This is a genomic window from Halopseudomonas xiamenensis (genome assembly GCF_014219065.1).
GTDB classification, from domain to species: Bacteria; Pseudomonadota; Gammaproteobacteria; order Pseudomonadales; family Pseudomonadaceae; genus Halopseudomonas; species Halopseudomonas xiamenensis.
On the sequence record NZ_JACLGO010000012.1, the window covers coordinates 66,570 to 86,411 of the forward strand.

Genomic DNA, 19,842 nt, shown 5'->3' on the forward strand with positions numbered 1-19,842 from the left:
GATCACCTTCCCTCCAGACGGAAATACAAGGTCTTGGTTGCCTCACGCGCCACCGGCTGGCCATTCTCCCGGCGCGGTGCGAAGCGCCAGCGGCTGGCCGCACGGCGGGCCTCACGTTCGAATACGCCCTTGGGCTGGGCATGAGTTACCCGCAGGTTCTCCACCCGCCCATCGGGCGTGATGGTGAAGGCCAGGGTCACTTCGCCCTCGATACCCGCCGCCAGTGCGCGCTGCGGGTAGTTGGGCGGAATATCCACCAGCGGCGAGACTTCCTCGGCAGTCGAGGGCCCCGAAGCCGCCGGTGCCGGAGCGGACGCAGCAGGTGCCGGGGCCGCAACCGCCGGCACCTCAGCAGCGGTCAGCCCACTCATGCTCGGCGTCACCGCAACGCTGATGCCCGGCGTAGGCAGGTTCGGCACGGCAATATTCAACTGTACGTTGGTGCTGACCTGTGGTTGCTGCGGCTGTTGCGGCGTGGGCACCTCCGGCGGTTGCGGCCGTTCAGGCGCTTCCCGCTGCTGGCGCTGGCGGCTGTCGCTTGATGAGTCCGATACGCTGCGCACGAAGCTGACGCGCGCCAGTTCCTCGCCGAGATCGCGGTTGTCCCGCGGCGGCATGACCAACGCTATCATCAGCGCGAACAGCGCCAGCGTCACCAGCAGGCCACCGGCAAAGCTGACCAGCAGACGCATCAGTTGGCTCCCGCCGTGGCAGCCAGCGCCACATCCGCCACACCGGCCATGCGTACCTGGTCCATGACCCGGATCACCACGCCGCTACGGGCATCCTGGTCGGCCTGCACCACCACGCTGCTCTCGGGCTGGTCCACGCGCAGGCGTTCCACCGCGGCGCGCACCCCGCGGATATCCACCTGCTGGCGATCGATCCAGATCTCACCGTTGGGGTCCACGGCAATCAGGATATTGCCCTTGGGCTGCTGCTCGGCGCTGTCGGCGGTCGGCGTATTGATCTCGATACCGGTGGTCTTGATGAAGGTACTGGTGACAATGAAGAAGATCAGCATGATGAACACCACGTCGAGCATGGGGGTCAGGTCAATGCCGGCCTCATCGTCGTTTCCTGCCGAATGTCTGCGCATGCGCATGTTCAAGAGTTCCTATTCGTGATGCAGGCGGTCAGTCAGCCGCTGCATGGCCAGCCGCGATTTGGCATCGAGCCGCGCCAGAAAAAACAATCCACTGATGGCGATCACCATGCCGGCCATGGTCGGCACTGTGGCCCGGGACACACCGGCGGCCATCGCCCGCGGGTTGCCAGTACCACTGATCGACAGCACATCGAACACCTGGATCATGCCGCTCACCGTACCCAGCAGACCCAGCAGCGGGCACATGGCGATCAGTACCCGGATCAGCGGCATGAAGCGTTCCAGCCGCTGCCGCGCTACCGACAGCCAAGCCTGGCGTATATAACGCGCGGCGGTACTGCTACGGTCATTGCGGCGCTGCCAATGACGTTCCAGACTGGCCGAGCGCTTGGGAAATATCCGCCACAGGTACCACAGCCGCTCGACCATCAGCGTCCACAACACTATGGTGAAGCCCAGGATGGTCCACAGCACCCAGCCACCGCTGTCGAGAAAGTCCTTGAGCAACCAGAAGGCTTCACTCACCGCGCTTGGCTCCGGGCTCCAGGTGCAGCGCGATCAGGCCGGCACTCTGTTGTTCCAGCACCTGGACCACACCTTTGCTGCGCGCCGCCAGGGTCGCATGCAGAAACAGCAGCGGAATGGCCACCACCAGGCCCTGCACCGTGGTCACCAGCGCCTGGGAGATACCGCCAGCCATCAGCTTCGGATCACCGGTACCGAACAGTGTGATGGCCTGGAAGGTGGCGATCATGCCAGTCACCGTGCCCAGCAGGCCGAGCAGCGGCGCCACCGCGGCGAACAGCTTGATCAGGCCATTGCCACGCTCCATCGCTGGCGTCTCGCGCAGGATGGCCTCGTCCAGCTTGAGTTCCAGAGTCTCCAGTTCCTCGAGGCGCGGCTGGCTGCCGATCACGCCGAGAATACGGCCCAGCGGGTTGTCGTCGCGCAGATTGTCCAGGTCATTGGCCTGGCGCTCGACCTTGTTCGATACCGCCATCAGCCAGGCCAGCTTGCCCAGCGCCAACACCACACCCAATGCACCCAAAGCCATGATCACGTAACCGACCAGCCCGCCCTGGTGCACCCGGTCCATGAACGACGGGGTCTGCTGCATCTGCGCCAGCACGGTACCCCGCGTGGGATCGACCATCAGGTCGGCCAGCTCGGTGCGCGGGGCCAGGAAATCACCGATCAGCCCACGGCCATCCGGCTGGTTGCCTGCCACCTGCAGGGTCCCCGCCTCCGGCTGGTAGCTCAGATAACGCTCACCACCCAGCGCCACAAAAGGCCCGACCAGTACCACCGGCATCTCCTGCTGCTGGCCATCCCGATCGATCACCGGCGCATTGAAACGGCTGACCTTGCCGCTGGCGGTCATATCTTCCTGGAGCATGAACCAGAACTGCTCCAGGGTTTCCACCGTCGGGATCTGGGCGGCGGAACTCAATTGATCGAGCTGCGCAAGGCGCTCGGGGAACTGCATGTTCAGCAGCGAGTCCTGCCACTGGCTACGGGTATCGGAGGCCACATGGCGCACCACGCCGAACAACTCACCGAGATAACCGCTGCGCTGCTTCATCTCCGCCTCGGTATCGGCCAGGGCCTGCTCCAGGCTGTCGAACTCGGCCTTGAGCCGGTCCGCTTCGGCCTTGATCGGCGCCAGCTCACGCTCGGCCTGCTGCATCAGGCGTTGCTGGTTGTCGCGCTCACGCAGGAATTGCGCTTCGCGCTCGCGCATGGCGGCTTGCTCGCTGCTGCGAATCTGGCGGATATCCTGCAGCAACTGGTCCAGCGAAGCCGGTTGAGCCAGCGTCAGGGGGCTGACCAATACCATGGTCAAGGCGATCAACAGACGTTTCATTGTACAGCTCCCTGTTCACTGACCGGTGGCAATGGCAGACGCAGCATGGCGGCGGTCTGCTGCTGGCGGGCGATACCCAGCCCCTGCGCCAGGACGCGGTTGTAACCCGCCGGCAAGGCCTCCCACTGCTGAGCAGTAGCGTTCCAGTAGCCCTGTGAATGACCATCCAGGGTCTGGTAGAACAGCATCAGCCGCCCCAGGCGCAGGAATTCGACCACCCTCTGGCTGCCGCCGACCTCCAGGTTGCCGCGCCAGGCTTCCAGCGTCCGACCGTAGTCGCTTTCGATCTGGTAGGCCTCGAGCACCCGCCGATATTTCTCGGCGACGGTCACTTCCGGCCGAATCATCAACTCCTTGAGTTGCGCCAGTCGATCCGCCCGCTCGTCCTCGAGAAACGGCAGGTCCAGTTCGATGAACTGCTCCAGCGAGTTGAGCATGCGCTGCAGCAGCGGCATGACCTCGGCCTGGGTCTCCTCAATGGTCGCAAGCTGGGCCTGCAGGTCCTCAAGCTCACGGCGCTGGGACTGCACCATCTCGGCCAGTTGTTTGCTGTAGTCAGCCAACTGGTCCTTCTGCTGGATGGCCTGGCGGTAGCGGTTCAGCGCCTCGCGCGTTGCGTCATCCAGTTGATCGATGCGTTGCTGGGAGCGCTGCGCATCGGTCATCAGCGCCTCTCCCTCGGTCAGCGCCTGCTCTGCCGCATCCTGCGCCAGCGCCATGACAGGCAACAGCCCTGCCATCAAGATTATCCAAACCGCTCTCATCCAGTATCTCCAGAGGAACGACGAGACCCAGCTCGCCACAAAAGAGAAGCATTATCATCTTCATCTCAAAATAATTCAACCGCGACATCCGGTCGCAAGCGCACCGATCGAACAATTGCCATAGATCAATATTCGTACTCGGCAGGGTCCTTACAGTAACCCCATCGACTCACCAAGGAGACATTTAAATGTCACGCACTGTATCCAGAATTTCCGCTTGCCTGCTGCTGGCCCCCGCCCTGCTGGCCGCGTCCATTGCCCAGGCTCACCAGGCTGGCGACATCATCGTCCGCGCCGGTGCGGTAACGGTTGATCCGCGTGAGGATAGCGGCCCGGTCAAAGTGGCCGGTGCAGCCCTTCCCGGGACCGGCGCCACCCTGGACAGTGATACCCAGCTGGGTCTGAACTTTGCCTATATGCTGACCGACCAGCTCGGCGTCGAGCTGCTGGCGGCCACTCCCTTCAGTCATAATGTCGGAGTCACCGGGGTTATCGACAAGCTGGGCAGCATCAAGCACCTGCCGCCGACCGTCAGCCTGGTTTACTATCCGCTGGACAAGGCCTCGGCCTTCCAACCCTATGTCGGTGCCGGCGTCAACTTCACCTGGTTCTTTGACGAATCGCTCAGCGGCACGGCCAAGAGTGCCGGCTTCGACGGCCTCAGCCTGGAAAACTCCTGGGGCCTGGCGGCACAGGTCGGTGCGGACTACATGCTGAATGACAACTGGATGGTCAACGCCCAGGTGCGTTATATCGATATCGAAACCACCGGCAAAACCAGCCTGGGTGGCGCCCCGGTCAAGGTCAACGTCGACGTCGATCCCTGGGTCTACATGGTCGGCCTGGGCTACAAGTTCTGACCCCTGCCCCAATGCAAAACGGCCGCGCTTGCGGCCGTTTTCATTTGCGTATTACTCAGTTCAGCTCATCCAGCAGCGCCGGCAGCATGCTGCGCCAGCTGCGCGGTTTGATACCGAACACCAGCAGCAACTTGCGCGCCAGCAACACCGCATTCTGCGGTCGACCCGCCAGCGCCACCTGGCTGGCGAAGGGCACCGGCTGTATCGCCGGGGCGTTCTGCAGCTCACCGCGTCCGATCAGTTCCTGGATCACGTACTGGGCAAAGCTGATCCAGGTGGCCGGCTCGTTGCTGCCATAGTGGTAGGTGCCATACAGGGGAGCAGCGCAGTCCAGTTGCTTGAGTACCGAAAGGATCACCCGGGCCGCATCGGCCACCGGCGTCGGGTTGCCACGCCACTCCTCGGCCAACTCCAGCGCAGGCGAGCGCTTCAGCTCGGCGACCAGTCGTGCCAACGCCCCTTCGGCTGAAGCATCGAGCAGCCAGCTGAAACGCAGGATGACATGTTGCGGGCACTGGGTACGCAGGCTGCGTTCCAGCTCTGCCTGGAAGCATCCCAGTGCTCCAACCGGCTTTTCCTCATCCTTTTCGATATAGGCCGAGGTCTTGCTGCCATCGAATACCCGGGCGCTGGACAGCGTCATCAGGGTCGTGTCATTGGCGGTGCAGCCCTGAATCAACCGTTCATTGAATTGCTGCTGGGCCTGCAATGACTCGGGGTCTTCCAGACCCAGCTGGAAGTGTTCGCGGTAGAATGCCAGATTCAATATCAGATCCGGCTTGGCGCCAGCCAGCAACTGATCGGCCATTTCCGGCAGCCAACCCGGCTCCGGGCGGTCGACCGCTTCCAGTTGGATGAACTCGGCCGCCGCCTGGGCCTGCAACGCCTGCCCCAATGGACTTTCCCCGCCGAGCAGCAATACCCGCATTCGCATTCACATGAACCTGTCGATACTGTTGAGATGCTGCATTGTGCAACGTTCGGCGGTTCACGTCACCAGCGCAGCGCGTGCGCCTCAGGTATAGGTGATCATCGCCTGGCGATCGGGGCGGTCCAGATGCGGCACGTTGTTGAAGCTGCTCAGGCGCATCGCCCGGCTGTTGAAGCGGCAATGGGTCAGCGCGGTATTGCGGGTCTGCAGGTTCAGCTCGACCATCACCGACTCCGGCGCCTGCAGCAGTTGGCGAATCAACATGGCGATGGCTCCACCGGAGCTGACCGCCAGCACCCGCTGGCCGGCATGGCGCTGCATGACGCTCTCGCGGAAGGCGCCGAGGCGCTGCTCGAAACTGGCCCAGGTCTCCGGCAACTCGCCCTGCAGCTCGCCACTGGACCACAGCAGGATGCCCTTTTTCAGACGCCGGAAAAAGTCCGCTGCCACCGGTTTGTCCGGCAGCGCGTGCTCGGGGAACTGCGTGGTATAGGCCTTCAGCACCGAGTGAAAGTCGAACTCGTTGAGCTCCGGATACACCTCGAACTGCTGCGCATCCAGCCCCATACCGACGCAGATGCCCTCGGCGGTCTCGCGATGGCGCACCATGTCGCCGGTGATGATGTGGTCGAAGAGCATGTCCCGCTCGCGGAAATACTCACCCAGCAGACGTGCCTGCTCATGCCCCAGCTCCGACAGCTGATCGTAGTTGCTGGAGCCGAATGAAGCCTGGCCGTGACGTACAAAATAGATTTCCGACATGCATGCTCCGCAGGTTCTGGGCAAAAAAAGCCCGGGCGAATCATAGTCAGGCATCCCGGACCGGGTAGACAAGCCTATTTCAGAACGGAATACCGGCAGCAAAGCTGTCGTAATCCGCCAGTGATAACCTTGACCCATGGCATTCCACGCTATTGGCAGCGAAAACGCTGGACACATTTTGAGAGAAAAGAAACTGGCCTGAAAAGCCAACCGGAGCGAGCATGGACCTGAGCACAGCTCGATGGCCCGGCCATCGACCCAGCCAGAGCCGGATCAGCGGCTCGCCTCATTGACCTTGTTTGAAGGCGGGCGCTTCCCTCAGGCCTGACCGAAGAGGATAGACAGGATGAAACAAGTATTGCCCACGCTGCTCCTGAGCGCACTGTCCGGTATCGCCATGGCAGCGGGAAACCACGGTGGCGGCCATCATCAGCATGACCTGTCGGGCCACGATATGTCCTCGATGTCACACACCTCCGCAGCGATCGGCCAGCCTGGGAACGCCGACCAGGTCACCCGCACCATAGAGGTGGATATGGATGACAGCATGCGCTTCACCCCGGGCGATATCCATGTCGACCAGGGAGAGACGGTTCGCTTCGTCCTGACAAACTCAGGCCAGCTCCCCCATGAAATGGTGATTGGCTCGATGGATGAGCTCCAGGCCCACGCCGAGGAAATGCGCCAGACGCCCCATGCCGCTCCCCATGCCGAGCCCAACATGCTCACACTCGAACCCGGCCAACAGGGCAACCTGCTCTGGCAATTCGACCAGGCAGGCACCGTCGATTTTGCCTGTCTGATTCCGGGACATTTCGAGGCCGGCATGGTTGGCAGGGTTCAGGTTCACTGATCGCTGGGGCGGCTCTGGCTCACCCTGTTGCCAAGCACGCACTCTGGCTCCATCAATCGCCGGGCTGGCAGGCGGCAAGCGTAGCGCGGGCGCGCTACACTCCCGGTAGCGCCAGCTCTGAGGGTGCCCGGCACCGGAACGACCAGCTCCGGGGTGTAGCGCCCCTGCGCTACGCCTGCGGTCTGGCCGTTAACTCAAACCTTTCCAAGCGTTTCGGCACGTGCGGAAGTTAAGCATCCAACAAGCAAAAAAGCCCTGAAAATTCAGGGCCTTTGAGTACATCTGATGCAGCTCAGAACGGAATATCGTCATCAAAGCTGTCGTAGTCCGGCATCTGCTGCGCCTGCGGCTGTTGCGCCGGCTGTTGCTGTGCGGGCTGCTGGGCGTACTGTTGCTGTTGCGGTGCCGGGCGCGACTGTTGGCGGGGGGCCATGTTGTCGCCGCCGCCCTGGCCGCGACTGTCGAGCAGTTGCATCTGGCCGTTGATGTCCACGACGATCTCGGTGGTGTAGCGCTTGACGCCGTCCTTTTCCCATTCGCGGGTCTGCAGGCGACCTTCGACGTACAGTTTGGAGCCCTTGCGTACGTATTCGCCGACGATTTCCGCCAGGCGACCGAAGAACACCACACGATGCCATTCGGTACGCTCCTGCTGCTGGCCGGTCTGCTTGTCCTTCCAGCTGTCGGAGGTAGCCAGGGTGACGTTGGCCACCGCATTGCCATTGGGCAGATAGCGCACTTCCGGGTCGCCGCCCACGTTACCGATCAGGATTACTTTGTTTACGCCTCTGGCCATTCTCACTCTCCTCGGGTGTCTGGTGTATTCAAACCGGGTTCAATACCCGATCCAGTTGCTCTCGATCCAGCACCTGTGTATCGACTTTGATATAAGCGGCTGCTTCCTCAGCCACGATGATTGCCTCGGCTACTCCTGGCACATCCAGTACCCTGCGGAGCAGCCCCTCATCCCTGGCCAATGTCGGGTCGACTGTCAGCCGATAGCTGGTAACGTACGGAGGCTCGGCCATGGTAACACCAATCGCCAACCATGAAAGCGCCAGCAGTGCGCAACAGACGAACACCCCGCCCAGCCCGAAACTCCCGTAGACCGCGCCGCCCAGTACACCGCCAATTGCAGCGCCGGCGAACTGGCTGGTCGAATAGATGCCCATGGCGGTGCCCTTGCTGCCCGCCGGGGCGATCTTGCTGAGCATGGACGGCAGGGTCGCCTCAAGCAAATTGAAAGCGACGAAGAACAGCACTATGGCGGTGACCAGCCACGGCAGTGAAGCCATGCTCCACCACATCAGCGGCTGCACCAGCGCCAGCAGCAGCACCGCACCCAGGACCACCCGCTTGATCTGGCGCCGACGTTCGGCATAGATGATCAGCGGTACCATGGCGATGAACGACAGGCCCAGCGCGGTGAGGTAGACCCACCAGTGGTCTTCCCGGGGCAGGCCGGCCTGTTCCTGCAACGCCAGCGGCAGAGCCACGAAGCAGGCCATCAGCAGCGCATGCAGTACCGCGATGCCGTAGTTCAGCCGCAGCAGATTGGCATTGGCCAGCGCCGGCAGGAATGCGCCACGGGCCACGCCGGCATCGCGGTGGTGCAATGCCCGGGTCGGCGTCGGCACCACCAGCGCCACCAGGGCGATACCGACCAGCGCCAGTACCGAGGTGGTATAGAACACCCCGGCCAACCCGGCGGCCCCGGCGATCACCGGTCCGGCGACCATGGCCAGGGCGAATGACAGACCGATGCTCATGCCGATCATGGCCATGGCCTTGGTCCTGTGCTGATCGCGGGTCAGATCGGCGACCAGCGCCATGATCGCCGCGGCAATGGCCCCCGCGCCCTGCAGTACGCGCCCGGCGATCACCCCGAACATGCTGTCGGCCTGCGCCGCCACCAGGCCGCCGAGGGCGAACAGCAACAGGCCGCCGATGATCACCGGCTTGCGGCCGATGCGATCGGACAGCATGCCGAAGGGGATCTGCAGGAACGCCTGGGTGAAACCATAGGCACCGATGGCCATGCCGATCAGCAGCGGCGTGGCGCCCTGCAGTTCCTGGCCGTAGGTCGCCAGCACCGGCAGCACCATGAACAGTCCGAGCATGCGAAAAGCGAACACAGTGGCCAGCGATGAAGCCGCACGGCGCTCATCGGACGACATGCTGTCTGCCTGGTACATGGATTCTCCGCTGATGAACAAGTGAACAAAACGCGGCATTTTAGCATGCTTGCGGGGTCAGAACAGAAGCCGCGCGCGCGTGCCGCAGCCAAGCCCACAGCGACCGGGGATACGACCGGCTTTTCGTCTGTTACCGGCCCAGCGCTTTTGCCGGGAGAGCCGCGAAACACGTATACTTACCAGCTTTGCCGTCTGCCGGGTGGTACGCTTTGGATACAATCCTGATACGTGGGGCCCGTACCCACAACCTGAAAAACATCGATCTGGATCTGCCCCGCGACAAACTGATCGTGATCACGGGACTGTCCGGCTCGGGCAAGTCGTCCCTGGCGTTCGACACCCTGTATGCCGAAGGCCAGCGCCGCTATGTCGAGTCGTTATCGGCCTATGCTCGGCAGTTCCTGTCGATGATGGAAAAACCCGATGTCGATCACATCGAAGGGCTGTCACCGGCCATTTCCATCGAACAGAAGTCGACTTCGCACAACCCGCGCTCCACCGTCGGCACTATCACCGAGATCTACGACTACCTGCGCCTGCTGTTCGCCCGCGTCGGCGAACCACGCTGCCCCGATCACGACCTGCCGCTGGCGGCGCAGACCGTCAGCCAGATGGTCGATCAGGTACTGGCGCTGCCCGAGGGTAGCAAGCTGATGCTGCTGGCTCCGGTGCTGCGCGAGCGCAAGGGCGAGCACCTGGCTCTGCTCGATGAGCTGCGTGCCCAGGGCTTTGTCCGCGCGCGCATCGACGGTCGCATCCATGAGCTGGACGAGGCACCGGCACTGGAGAAGAACCGCAAGCACAGCATCGAGGTGGTGGTCGACCGCTTCAAGGTCCGCGAGGACCTGCAGCTGCGCCTGGCCGAGTCGTTCGAGACCGCGCTGCACCTGGCCGACGGCATCGCCATTGTCGCGCCGATGGAAGGGGAAGAAGGCGACGAGATCACCTTCAGCGCCCGCTTTGCCTGCCCCGCCTGTGGCCACTCGATCAGCGAGCTGGAGCCGCGCCTGTTCTCCTTCAACAACCCGGCCGGCGCCTGCTCCGGCTGCGATGGCCTGGGGGTCAAGCAGTTCTTCGACAGCCGCCGGCTGGTCAACGGCGAGCTGACCCTGGCCGAAGGCGCGATTCGTGGCTGGGACCGGCGCAACGTCTACTACTTCCAGATGCTCAGCTCGCTGGCCGAGCATTACGGCATCGATCTGGATCAACCCTTCGACGACATCGACGACAAGCATCGCAAGCTGATCCTGCAGGGCACCGGCAATGACAAGGTCCCCTTCCGCTATCTCAACGACCGCGGCGACATCGTCAAGCGCGAACACCCGTTCGAGGGCATAGTGCCGAACCTGGAGCGCCGCTACCGGGAAACCGAATCGCAGAGTGTGCGCGAGGAGCTGGCCAAGTACCTCAGCACCCAGCCCTGCCCGGATTGCAGCGGTACCCGTCTGCGCCGCGAAGCGCGCCACGTGTTCATCGATGGGCGCAACCTGCCGGGGATCACCACCCTGCCGGTCGGCGCGGCGGCGGAGTATTTCACCCAACTGAGCCTGTCCGGCAGCCGCGGCGAGATCGCCGAGAAGATCCTCAAGGAAATCCGTGCCCGGCTGATGTTCCTGGTCAATGTCGGGCTCGACTACCTGGCGCTGGACCGCAGCGCCGACACCTTGTCCGGCGGCGAGGCCCAGCGCATCCGCCTGGCCAGCCAGATCGGCGCCGGCCTGGTGGGTGTCATGTATATCCTCGACGAGCCGTCGATCGGCCTGCACCAGCGCGACAACGAGCGCCTGCTCAGCACCCTGATCCACCTGCGCGACCTGGGCAACACGGTGATCGTGGTCGAACATGACGAAGACGCCATTCGCCTGGCCGACCACGTGGTGGATATCGGCCCGGGCGCCGGGGTGCATGGCGGGCGCATCGTCTCCCACGGCACGCCGCAGCAGGTGATGGACGACCCGGCCTCACTGACCGGCAAGTACCTGTCCGGCGCGGTGAAGATCCCGGTCCCGGCCAAGCGCACTCCGGTACGCAAGAACGAGTGGCTACGCCTCAAGGGTGCCTGTGGCAACAACCTGCAGAAGGTCAACCTGGAGATCCCGGTGGGGTTGTTCACCTGCGTCACCGGCGTTTCCGGCTCGGGCAAGTCGACGCTGATCAACAATACCCTGTACCCGATCACCGCCACCGCGCTGAATGGCGCCACCACCCTGGACCCGGCGCCCTATGCCAGCTTCGACGGGTTGCAGCACCTGGACAAGGTGGTGGATATCGACCAGAGCCCGATCGGCCGCACGCCGCGCTCCAACCCGGCCACCTATACCGGCCTGTTCACCCCGATCCGCGAGCTGTTCGCCGGCACCCAGGAGGCACGTTCACGCGGCTACAAGGCCGGGCGCTTCTCGTTCAACGTCAAGGGTGGGCGCTGTGAGGCCTGCCAGGGTGATGGCCTGATCAAGGTGGAGATGCACTTCCTGCCGGATATCTACGTGCCCTGCGATGTGTGCAAGAGCAAGCGCTACAACCGCGAGACACTGGAGATCAAGTACAAGGGCAAGAGCATCCACGAAGTGCTGGAGATGACCATCGAGGAAGCCCGGGAGTTCTTCGACGCGGTGCCGGCATTGGCGCGCAAGCTGCAGACGCTGATCGACGTCGGCCTGTCCTATGTACGCCTCGGCCAGTCGGCCACCACGCTGTCCGGCGGCGAAGCCCAGCGCGTCAAGCTGGCCCGCGAGCTGTCCAAGCGCGATACCGGCAAGACCCTGTACATCCTCGACGAGCCAACCACCGGCCTGCACTTCGCCGACATTCAGCAGTTGCTCGATGTGCTGCACCGGCTGCGCGATCATGGCAATACGCTGGTGGTGATCGAGCACAACCTGGACGTGATCAAGACCGCCGACTGGATCGTCGACATCGGCCCCGAGGGCGGCTCCAAGGGCGGGCAGATCATCGCCACCGGCACCCCGGAACAGGTCGCCGAGGCGCCCCAGTCGCATACCGGACGCTTCCTCGGGCCGCTGCTGGAACGCGACAGGGACTGATACAAAGGACGCATACGTGATCGAATTTCAGCAGGTAACCAAGGCCTATCAGGTCGCCGGGCGGAGCATCCCCGCCCTGCACAGCACGGAACTGACCATCGAAGCGGGTCAGGTCTACGGCATCATCGGCCATTCAGGCGCCGGCAAGAGCACGCTGCTGCGGCTGATCAACCGCCTGGAAGAACCCAGTAGCGGTAGTATTCTGGTCGATGGCGAAGACATCACCGCCCTGGATGCACCGGGCCTGCGGCGCTTTCGCCAGCGGGTGGGCATGATTTTCCAGCACTTCAACCTGCTGTCCTCGGCCACCGTCGCCGACAACGTGGCCCTGCCCCTGCGCCTGGCCGGCGAACTCGACCGGCGCCAGATCGGCGAGCGGGTCAGGTCGCTGCTGGAGCGGGTCGGCCTCAGCGAACATGCCGACAAGTACCCGGCACAACTGTCCGGCGGCCAGAAGCAGCGCGTCGGCATTGCCCGGGCACTGGCCACCGAACCCAGCATCCTGCTGTGCGACGAAGCGACCAGCGCGCTGGACCCGCATACCACTCGGCAGGTGCTGCAACTGCTGGCGGAAATCAACCAGGAGCTGAAGCTGACCATAGTGCTGATCACCCACGAGATGGACGTGATCCGCCGGGTCTGCGACCAGGTGGCGGTCATGGATGGCGGGCGCATTGTCGAGCAGGGCAAGGTCAGCGAGGTGTTCCTGCATCCACAGCACCCGACCACCCGCAGCTTCGTGTTCGATGACGAGAGCAGCACCGACCAGGCCGAGGACTTCGCCCATGTGCCGGGCCGCATCCTGCGCCTGACCTTTCTCGGTGAGGCCACCTTCGCCCCGCTGCTCGGCCAGGTGGCCCGGGCCACCGGTGTGGACTACAGCATTCTCGCCGGACGCATCGACCGCATCCGCGAACAACCCTGCGGCCAGCTCACACTGGCGTTGATCGGTGGCGACGTGGACGCTGCCATGACTCACCTGGCGGCAGCCGAGGTTCACGTTGAGGTACTGCGCGGATGAGCGAACTGTTCAGCAATATCGACTGGTATGACATCTGGATCGCCACCCTGGACACCCTGCTGATGCTCGGTGGCTCGCTGCTGTTCACCGTACTGCTGGGCCTGCCGCTGGGCATCCTGCTGTTCCTTACCGGGCCGCGGCAGATGTTCCAGCGCAACGGCCTGTATGCGGTGCTGTCGCTGATCGTCAACGCGCTGCGCTCGCTGCCGTTCATCATCCTGCTGATCGTGATGATTCCTTTCACCAAGCTGATCACCGGCACCTCGCTGGGGGTCGCCGGCGCTATTCCGCCGCTGGTGGTCGGTGCCACGCCGTTCTTCGCCCGCCTGGTGGAGACCGCCCTGCGCGAGGTCGATCGCGGCATCATCGAGGCCACCCAGTCGATGGGCGCCACCACCGGCCAGATCATCACCCGCGCCCTGCTGCCCGAGGCGCGGCCGGGTATCATCGCCGCGGTCACGGTGATCGCCATCACCCTGGTCTCCTATACCGCAATGGCCGGCGTGGTCGGCGGTGGTGGCCTGGGGGATCTGGCGATCCGCTATGGCTACCAGCGCTTCCAGACCGACGTGATGGTGGTCACCGTTGTATTGCTGCTGGTATTGGTGCAGATTCTGCAAAGTATCGGCGACCGCCTGGTCGTCCACTATTCACGTAAATAACAGGGCAATGCCCACCTTACCGTCCTTTTCGGAGCACACCCATGAAGAAGATCGTCGCAATCCTGGCCCTGGCCACCGCCTTCGGCGCCCATGCCGCGGACAAGCTGAGCATCGCCGCCACCGCCGTGCCCCATGCCGAAATCCTGCAGTTCGTCAAACCCGCCCTGGCCAGCCAGGGCGTGGATCTGGATATCAAGGTCTTCACTGACTACGTGCAGCCCAACCTGCAGGTCGCCGAAGGCCGCCTGGATGCCAACTTCTTCCAGCACCAGCCCTATCTCGATGAGTTCAACAAGGGCCGCGGCACCGACCTGGTCAGCGTCGCCGGGGTGCATGTCGAGCCCTTCGGTATCTACTCACGCAAGCTGGATTCGCTGGACAGCGTCCCCAACCGTGCCACCGTGGCCATCCCCAATGACGCCACCAACGGCGGTCGCGCCCTGCTGCTGCTGGACAAGGCTGGCCTGATCAGCCTGAAGGACAACAGCAACATCCTCGCCACACCGCGCGATATCGCCGACAACCCGCACAACATCCGCATCCGCGAGCTGGAAGCGGCCACCCTGCCGCGGGTGCTGGACCAGGTCGACCTGGCCCTGATCAATACCAACTACGCCCTGGAAGCCGGGCTGAACCCGACCGAGGACGCACTGGCCATCGAAGGTGAGGACTCGCCCTACGTCAACATCCTGGTAACCCGCTCGGACAACAAGGACAGCGATGCGGTCAACAAGCTGGTGGATGCGCTGCACAGCGATGAAGTGAAGGCGTTTATCGAAGAGAAGTACCAGGGCGCCGTGGTTCCAGCGTTCTGATTGCATCACCTCCACAAAAAATGGCCGGGAGCCATTTTTGACGCCACGCAGTGGCGGCCCGAAGGGTGGCCGCCAGGGATGGCAGGCCACAAAAAAGCCCGCGACTGATACCACGTCGCGGGCCGTTCCAACCACCGGTCGTTATCAGACCGGCACTTCAGACATCGGTATACCCAGAGCTGCCGCTACACCTGCACCATAGGCCGGATCGGCCTTGTAACAGTGGGTGATGTGACGAATCATGATGTGGCGCTCCACACCGTTCATCGCCCGCCCAGTATTGGCAAACAGCCGCTGCTGCTCGTCGGCGTCCATCAGACGGAACAGGTCACCGGGCTGGGTGAAGTAGTCGGCATCGTCCTCCCGGAAATCGTAGCGTGCAGCTGCGCCTTCCAGTGCCATCGGCGGTTCGCTGAAGTCCGGCTGCTCCTGCCATTCGCCATAGGTGTTCGGCTCGTAGTGCAGGCGGCTGCCCTGGTTGCCGTCCATGCGCATGGCGCCGTCACGGTGGTAGCTGTGTACCGGGCAACGCGGCGCGTTCACCGGAATCTGATGGTGGTTCACGCCCAGGCGGTAACGCTGCGCATCACCGTAGGAGAACAGACGCCCCTGCAGCATGCGGTCCGGCGAGAAGCTGATACCGGGTACCACGTTGGCCGGTGTGAAGGCAGCCTGCTCCACATCCTGGAAGTAGTTGTCCGGGTTGCGGTTCAGCTCCATGTAGCCGACCTCGATCAGCGGATAGTCCTTCTTCGACCAGATCTTGGTCAGGTCGAAGGGGTGGAAACGATAGCTGGCCGCATCCGCCTCCGGCATGATCTGCACGTACATGGTCCAGCGCGGGAAATCGCCGTTCTCGATGGCATCGTACAGGTCACGCTGCGAGCTTTCACGGTCACCGGCAACCACTGCGGCGGCCTGCTCGTCGGTCAGGTTCCTGATGCCCTGCTGGGTCTTGAAGTGCAGCTTGACCCAGTACCGCTGGTTGTCGGCACTGATGAAACTGTAGGTGTGCGAACCGAACAGGTGCATATGGCGGTAGCCGTCGGGAATACCGCGGTCGCCCATCACATAGGTCACTTGGTGCAGCGCCTCCGGCAGACCGGTCCAGAAGTCCCAGTTGTTGTTGGCACTGCGCATATTGGTGCGCGGGTCGCGCTTGACCGCGTGGTTCAGGTCGGGGAACTTCAGTGGATCACGGAAGAAGAACACCGGGGTGTTGTTGCCGACCATGTCCCAGTTGCCCTGTTCGGTATAGAACTTCAGGGCCGCACCACGGATATCCCGCTCGGCGTCGGCGGCACCGCGCTCACCGGCTACGGTGGAGAAGCGCGCGAACATCGGGGTCTTCTTACCGATCTCGGAGAAGATCTTGGCCTTGGTGTACTTGGTGATGTCGTGGGTCACGACGAACTCACCGAAAGCGCCCGAGCCCTTGGCGTGCATGCGGCGCTCGGGAATCACTTCACGGTCGAAATGTGCGAGCTTTTCCAGGAACCATACATCCTGCAGCAGCATCGGGCCGCGTGGGCCAGCGGTCATCACGTTCTGGTTCTCGGCTACCGGGGCGCCCGCTACCGTGGTAAGTCTTGGCTTGTCAGTCATCTTATTACTCTCCTTGGGTCATTTTCGGCGGCCAGCGGTAACGAACCGGTGGCGTTGGAGCAATGATAGGGGGCAGCAAAAGATAGTCCCAATGACTTGCGTCAACTTGAACGATAGGATTTTCAAATAAGAGGAAGAAGTCGGATGGCAGGTAGGCAGCGCTATTTTCGGGCAATAAAAAACCGGGCCTGAGCCCGGTTTTCTTGAACTGTCTGCAGCTTACTCTTCGGAAGCAGCGGCCAGCTCAGGGCGATCAACCAGTTCCACGTAGGCCATGGGTGCCGCATCACCAGCGCGGAAGCCGCACTTCAGGATACGAACATAGCCGCCGGGACGGTCTGCGTAGCGCTTGCCCAGGTCGTTGAACAGCTTGCCAACAGCTTCTTTGCTGCGGGTGCGGTCAAACGCCAGACGGCGATTGGCTACGGTATCTTCTTTCGCCAGAGTGATCAGCGGCTCTGCAACACGGCGCAATTCCTTGGCCTTGGGCAGAGTGGTTTTGATCAGTTCGTTCTCGAACAGCGACACCGCCATGTTCTGGAACATGGCCTTGCGGTGCGAGCTGGTCCGACTCAGGTGACGACCACTTTTACGATGACGCATCTCTCAATTCCTCGGTGTCAGACGATCAGGCGGTAACCTTGTCGTCCTTCTTCAAGCTTGCAGGCGGCCAGTTGTCCAGACGCATACCCAGTGACAGACCACGTGAAGCCAGAACATCCTTGATTTCGGTCAGGGACTTCTTGCCCAGGTTCGGGGTCTTCAGCAGCTCCACTTCGGTACGCTGGATCAGATCGCCAATATAGTAAATGTTTTCAGCCTTCAGGCAGTTGGCCGAACGAACAGTCAGCTCCAGGTCGTCAACCGGGCGCAGCAGGATCGGATCGATCTCGTCTTCCTGCTGCTCCACTACCGGCTCCTGGTCGCTCTTCAGGTCAACGAAGGCCGCCAGCTGATGCTGCAGGATGGTGGCAGCGCGACGAATCGCCTCTTCCGGGTCCAGCGTACCGTTGGTTTCCAGGTCGATGACCAGTTTGTCCAGGTTGGTACGCTGCTCGACACGAGCGCTCTCGACCACATAGGCCACACGGCGAACCGGGGTATAGGTGGCATCGAGTTGCAGACGACCGATGGAACGGCTTTCGTCCTCGTCCGACTGGCGCGAGTCCGCCGGCTCATAGCCGCGACCACGAGCTACGGTCAGTTTCATGTTCAGCGCGCCGTTGGCGGACAGCGTGGCGATGTGGTGATCGGGATTGACGATCTCCACATCGTGGTCCAGCTGGATATCGCCAGCGGTGACTACGCCCGCGCCCTTCTTGGAAAGGGTCAGGGTAACGTGATCACGACCATGCATCTTGACTGCCAGCCCTTTCAGGTTGAGCAGGATCTCGATGACATCTTCCTGAACGCCTTCGATGGCGCTGTACTCATGCAAAACGCCATCGATTTCCGCCTCTACCACGGCACAACCGGGCATGGAGGAGAGCAGAATGCGCCGCAACGCATTGCCCAGGGTGTGACCAAAGCCACGCTCCAGCGGTTCAAGAGTAATCTTGGCACGCGTAGGCGAGGCTTCTTGAACGTCGATATGACGTGGAGTAAGAAACTCGGCAACCGAATTTTGCATGAAAGGCACCTTTTGCTGACTATCGCTTACTTGGAGTAGAGCTCGACGATCAGGTTCTCGTTGATGTCGGCGTACAGATCACTCCGTGCGGGCAGGCTCTTGAAGACACCTTCCTTCTTGGCAGCATCGACTTGCAGCCATTCTGCCTGACCACGCTGAGCCGCCAGCTCCAGGGAGCCGTTGATGCGCAGCTGGTTCTTGGCCTTCTCGCGAACGGCAACCACATCACCCGGGGATACCAGGTAGGATGCAATGTTCACGGTCTTGCCATTGACGCTGATGGCCTTGTGGGAAACCAGCTGGCGAGCTTCGGCGCGAGTGGAGCCAAAACCCATGCGGTAAACCACGTTGTCCAGACGACGCTCGAGCAGTTGCAGCAGGTTCTCACCGGTAGCACCCTTCAGGCGGGCAGCTTCCTTGTAGTAGTTGCTGAACTGGCGCTCGAGGACACCATAGATACGACGAACTTTTTGCTTCTCGCGCAGCTGGGTGCCGTACTCGGAGAGACGGCCACGACGCTGACCATGCACGCCAGGAGGACTCTCCAGCTTGCACTTGGAATCAAGAGCGCGTACGCCGCTCTTGAGGAACAGATCAGTGCCTTCGCGACGAGACAGCTTGCATTTGGGACCAATATATCTAGCCATTTTACCGTCTCCTGATTACACGCGGCGCTTCTTGGGCGGGCGGCAGCCGTTATGTGGGATGGGGGTGACATCAGTGATGCCGCTGATCTTGTAACCACAAGAGTTCAGCGCGCGCACTGCGGACTCACGACCCGGGCCGGGGCCCTTCACATTAACGTCGAGGTTTTTCAGACCGTATTCCAGGGCCGCTTGACCAGCACGCTCGGCAGCCACCTGGGCAGCGAACGGGGTGCTTTTACGCGAACCACGGAAACCGGAACCACCGGAAGTCGCCCAGCTCAGAGCGTTGCCCTGGCGGTCGGTGATGGTAATGATGGTGTTGTTGAAAGACGCATGGATGTGGGCGATCCCATCAACCACTGTCTTTTTTACTTTTTTACGAACACGAGCAGCAGGCTTAGCCATATCTGTATATTCCTTCGCGATTACTTACGGATCGGCTTGCGCGGACCCTTACGGGTACGAGCGTTGGTCTTGGTACGCTGGCCGCGAACCGGAAGACCACGACGATGACGCAGACCACGATAGCAACCCAGATCCATGAGACGCTTGATGTTCATGTTGATCGCGCGGCGCAGGTCACCTTCGGTGTTACTCTTGGCAACCTCGTTACGCAGCAGATCAATCTGCTCCTCGCTCAGATCCTTGATTTTGACACTGGGCTCAATGCCAGTGGCGGCACAGATCTGCTGTGCCTTGGTTTGACCGATACCAAAAATATAGGTCAGAGAGATAACAGCATGCTTGTTATCCGGGATGTTGACGCCTGCAATACGGGCCATCCAAATTTACTCCGTCTGACAGCTACCTGACTCAACCCAAAACGTAACAAGGTTGCGTGAAAAAGGGTGCAGTAGGGTAGCGCTAACATATAAAAAAATCAACCACCCGACCAGTCAACTGGTCGGGCGGCGGTTATCCTGAGACGTAGTCTTCAATCAGTGCAGGTTGATGATCAACCCTGGCGCTGCTTGTGACGGGGCTCAGCGCTGCAAATAACCCGTACGCTACCGTTGCGACGGATCACTTTGCAGTTACGGCAAAGCTTCTTGACTGATGCTGCAACTTTCATATCGTTCTC

At 62.1% G+C, this 19,842-nt stretch carries 22 protein-coding genes; 6 read left to right on the forward strand and 16 right to left on the reverse strand.

Features of this window, described 5'->3' with window-relative positions; translation table 11 throughout:
- Positions 1-2: 2 nt before the first annotated feature.
- Genes H6X51_RS10070 through H6X51_RS10090 form a run of 5 tightly spaced genes read right to left on the reverse strand, consistent with a single transcriptional unit; the run spans position 3 to position 3,712 of the window.
- On the reverse strand, positions 3-692 hold the full coding sequence (locus tag H6X51_RS10070; RefSeq protein ID WP_185267416.1) for an energy transducer TonB: 690 nt from the start codon (positions 690-692) through the stop codon (positions 3-5).
- Positions 692-1,105: an ExbD/TolR family protein gene (locus H6X51_RS10075; protein ID WP_185267417.1), complete on the reverse strand. Its 414-nt coding sequence runs from the start codon at positions 1,103-1,105 to the stop codon at positions 692-694. The genes H6X51_RS10070 and H6X51_RS10075 overlap by 1 nt, the downstream gene beginning before the upstream one ends.
- Before the next feature lie 12 nt (positions 1,106-1,117).
- Complete coding sequence (locus H6X51_RS10080) at positions 1,118-1,633, reverse strand: MotA/TolQ/ExbB proton channel family protein (RefSeq protein ID WP_328795655.1); 516 nt, start codon at positions 1,631-1,633, stop codon at positions 1,118-1,120.
- A complete protein-coding gene (locus H6X51_RS10085; RefSeq protein WP_185267418.1) occupies positions 1,626-2,972 on the reverse strand; it encodes a MotA/TolQ/ExbB proton channel family protein in 1,347 nt (448 codons plus the stop codon). Before H6X51_RS10085 ends, H6X51_RS10080 begins: the two co-directional genes overlap by 8 nt.
- The gene (locus H6X51_RS10090; protein ID WP_235991300.1) at positions 2,969-3,712 is read right to left on the reverse strand and encodes a DUF3450 domain-containing protein; all 744 of its coding nucleotides are present in this window, start codon (positions 3,710-3,712) and stop codon (positions 2,969-2,971) included. The genes H6X51_RS10085 and H6X51_RS10090 overlap by 4 nt, the downstream gene beginning before the upstream one ends.
- Before the next feature lie 212 nt (positions 3,713-3,924).
- On the opposite strand from H6X51_RS10090, the gene H6X51_RS10095 reads away from it, so the two are divergent.
- Positions 3,925-4,596: an OmpW family outer membrane protein gene (locus H6X51_RS10095; RefSeq protein WP_185267420.1), complete on the forward strand. Its 672-nt coding sequence runs from the start codon at positions 3,925-3,927 to the stop codon at positions 4,594-4,596.
- Between the two features lie 55 nt (positions 4,597-4,651).
- On the opposite strand, the gene H6X51_RS10100 is transcribed toward H6X51_RS10095, so the two are convergent.
- Both H6X51_RS10100 and H6X51_RS10105 read right to left on the reverse strand, forming a co-directional pair.
- Positions 4,652-5,530: a sugar nucleotide-binding protein gene (locus H6X51_RS10100; RefSeq protein WP_185267421.1), complete on the reverse strand. Its 879-nt coding sequence runs from the start codon at positions 5,528-5,530 to the stop codon at positions 4,652-4,654.
- 81 nt (positions 5,531-5,611) lie between these two features.
- Positions 5,612-6,289, reverse strand: a complete 678-nt coding sequence (locus H6X51_RS10105) for a histidine phosphatase family protein (RefSeq protein ID WP_185267422.1) — start codon at positions 6,287-6,289, stop codon at positions 5,612-5,614.
- 346 nt (positions 6,290-6,635) lie between these two features.
- Here H6X51_RS10105 and H6X51_RS10110 point away from each other — a divergent pair, with 346 nt between their 5' ends.
- Positions 6,636-7,142, forward strand: a complete 507-nt coding sequence (locus tag H6X51_RS10110) for a cupredoxin domain-containing protein (RefSeq protein ID WP_185267423.1) — start codon at positions 6,636-6,638, stop codon at positions 7,140-7,142.
- A 292-nt stretch (positions 7,143-7,434) separates the two neighbouring features.
- Here the strand turns inward: H6X51_RS10110 and ssb are convergent, their stop codons facing one another.
- Entirely contained in the window at positions 7,435-7,938 is a 504-nt protein-coding gene (gene ssb / locus H6X51_RS10115; protein WP_185267424.1) for a single-stranded DNA-binding protein, read from the reverse strand.
- A 28-nt stretch (positions 7,939-7,966) separates the two neighbouring features.
- On the reverse strand, positions 7,967-9,337 hold the full coding sequence (locus tag H6X51_RS10120) for an MFS transporter (protein ID WP_185267425.1): 1,371 nt from the start codon (positions 9,335-9,337) through the stop codon (positions 7,967-7,969).
- Between the two features lie 209 nt (positions 9,338-9,546).
- Here H6X51_RS10120 and uvrA point away from each other — a divergent pair, with 209 nt between their 5' ends.
- The 4 genes from uvrA to H6X51_RS10140 are packed head-to-tail and all read left to right on the forward strand — an operon-like array spanning position 9,547 to position 14,879.
- Positions 9,547-12,381, forward strand: a complete 2,835-nt coding sequence (uvrA, locus tag H6X51_RS10125) for an excinuclease ABC subunit UvrA (RefSeq protein WP_185267426.1) — start codon at positions 9,547-9,549, stop codon at positions 12,379-12,381.
- Between the two features lie 16 nt (positions 12,382-12,397).
- The gene (locus H6X51_RS10130) at positions 12,398-13,402 is read left to right on the forward strand and encodes a methionine ABC transporter ATP-binding protein (RefSeq protein ID WP_185267427.1); all 1,005 of its coding nucleotides are present in this window, start codon (positions 12,398-12,400) and stop codon (positions 13,400-13,402) included.
- Positions 13,399-14,064: a methionine ABC transporter permease gene (locus tag H6X51_RS10135; protein WP_185267428.1), complete on the forward strand. Its 666-nt coding sequence runs from the start codon at positions 13,399-13,401 to the stop codon at positions 14,062-14,064. Before H6X51_RS10130 ends, H6X51_RS10135 begins: the two co-directional genes overlap by 4 nt.
- Before the next feature lie 41 nt (positions 14,065-14,105).
- Entirely contained in the window at positions 14,106-14,879 is a 774-nt protein-coding gene (locus tag H6X51_RS10140; protein WP_185267429.1) for a MetQ/NlpA family ABC transporter substrate-binding protein, read from the forward strand.
- A gap of 144 nt (positions 14,880-15,023) precedes the next feature.
- Here the strand turns inward: H6X51_RS10140 and H6X51_RS10145 are convergent, their stop codons facing one another.
- The 7 genes from H6X51_RS10145 to rpmJ form a co-directional block, all read right to left on the reverse strand.
- Positions 15,024-16,484 (reverse strand): catalase, encoded by a 1,461-nt coding sequence (locus H6X51_RS10145; RefSeq protein WP_185267430.1) that lies wholly within the window; start codon positions 16,482-16,484, stop codon positions 15,024-15,026.
- A 219-nt stretch (positions 16,485-16,703) separates the two neighbouring features.
- Positions 16,704-17,087 carry a 50S ribosomal protein L17 gene (rplQ, locus tag H6X51_RS10150; RefSeq protein WP_036993680.1) on the reverse strand — a complete coding sequence of 128 codons (384 nt, stop codon included), beginning with the start codon at positions 17,085-17,087 and terminating at the stop codon, positions 16,704-16,706.
- 25 nt (positions 17,088-17,112) lie between these two features.
- A complete protein-coding gene (locus H6X51_RS10155) occupies positions 17,113-18,114 on the reverse strand; it encodes a DNA-directed RNA polymerase subunit alpha (RefSeq protein ID WP_185267431.1) in 1,002 nt (333 codons plus the stop codon).
- Between the two features lie 26 nt (positions 18,115-18,140).
- On the reverse strand, positions 18,141-18,761 hold the full coding sequence (gene rpsD / locus H6X51_RS10160) for a 30S ribosomal protein S4 (RefSeq protein ID WP_185267432.1): 621 nt from the start codon (positions 18,759-18,761) through the stop codon (positions 18,141-18,143).
- 15 nt (positions 18,762-18,776) lie between these two features.
- A complete protein-coding gene (gene rpsK / locus H6X51_RS10165) occupies positions 18,777-19,166 on the reverse strand; it encodes a 30S ribosomal protein S11 (protein WP_022962893.1) in 390 nt (129 codons plus the stop codon).
- Between the two features lie 20 nt (positions 19,167-19,186).
- Positions 19,187-19,543, reverse strand: a complete 357-nt coding sequence (gene rpsM, locus H6X51_RS10170) for a 30S ribosomal protein S13 (RefSeq protein WP_105646743.1) — start codon at positions 19,541-19,543, stop codon at positions 19,187-19,189.
- Positions 19,544-19,716: 173 nt separating this feature from the next.
- Positions 19,717-19,833 (reverse strand): 50S ribosomal protein L36, encoded by a 117-nt coding sequence (rpmJ, locus tag H6X51_RS10175; RefSeq protein WP_074781302.1) that lies wholly within the window; start codon positions 19,831-19,833, stop codon positions 19,717-19,719.
- Positions 19,834-19,842: the final 9 nt, after the last annotated feature.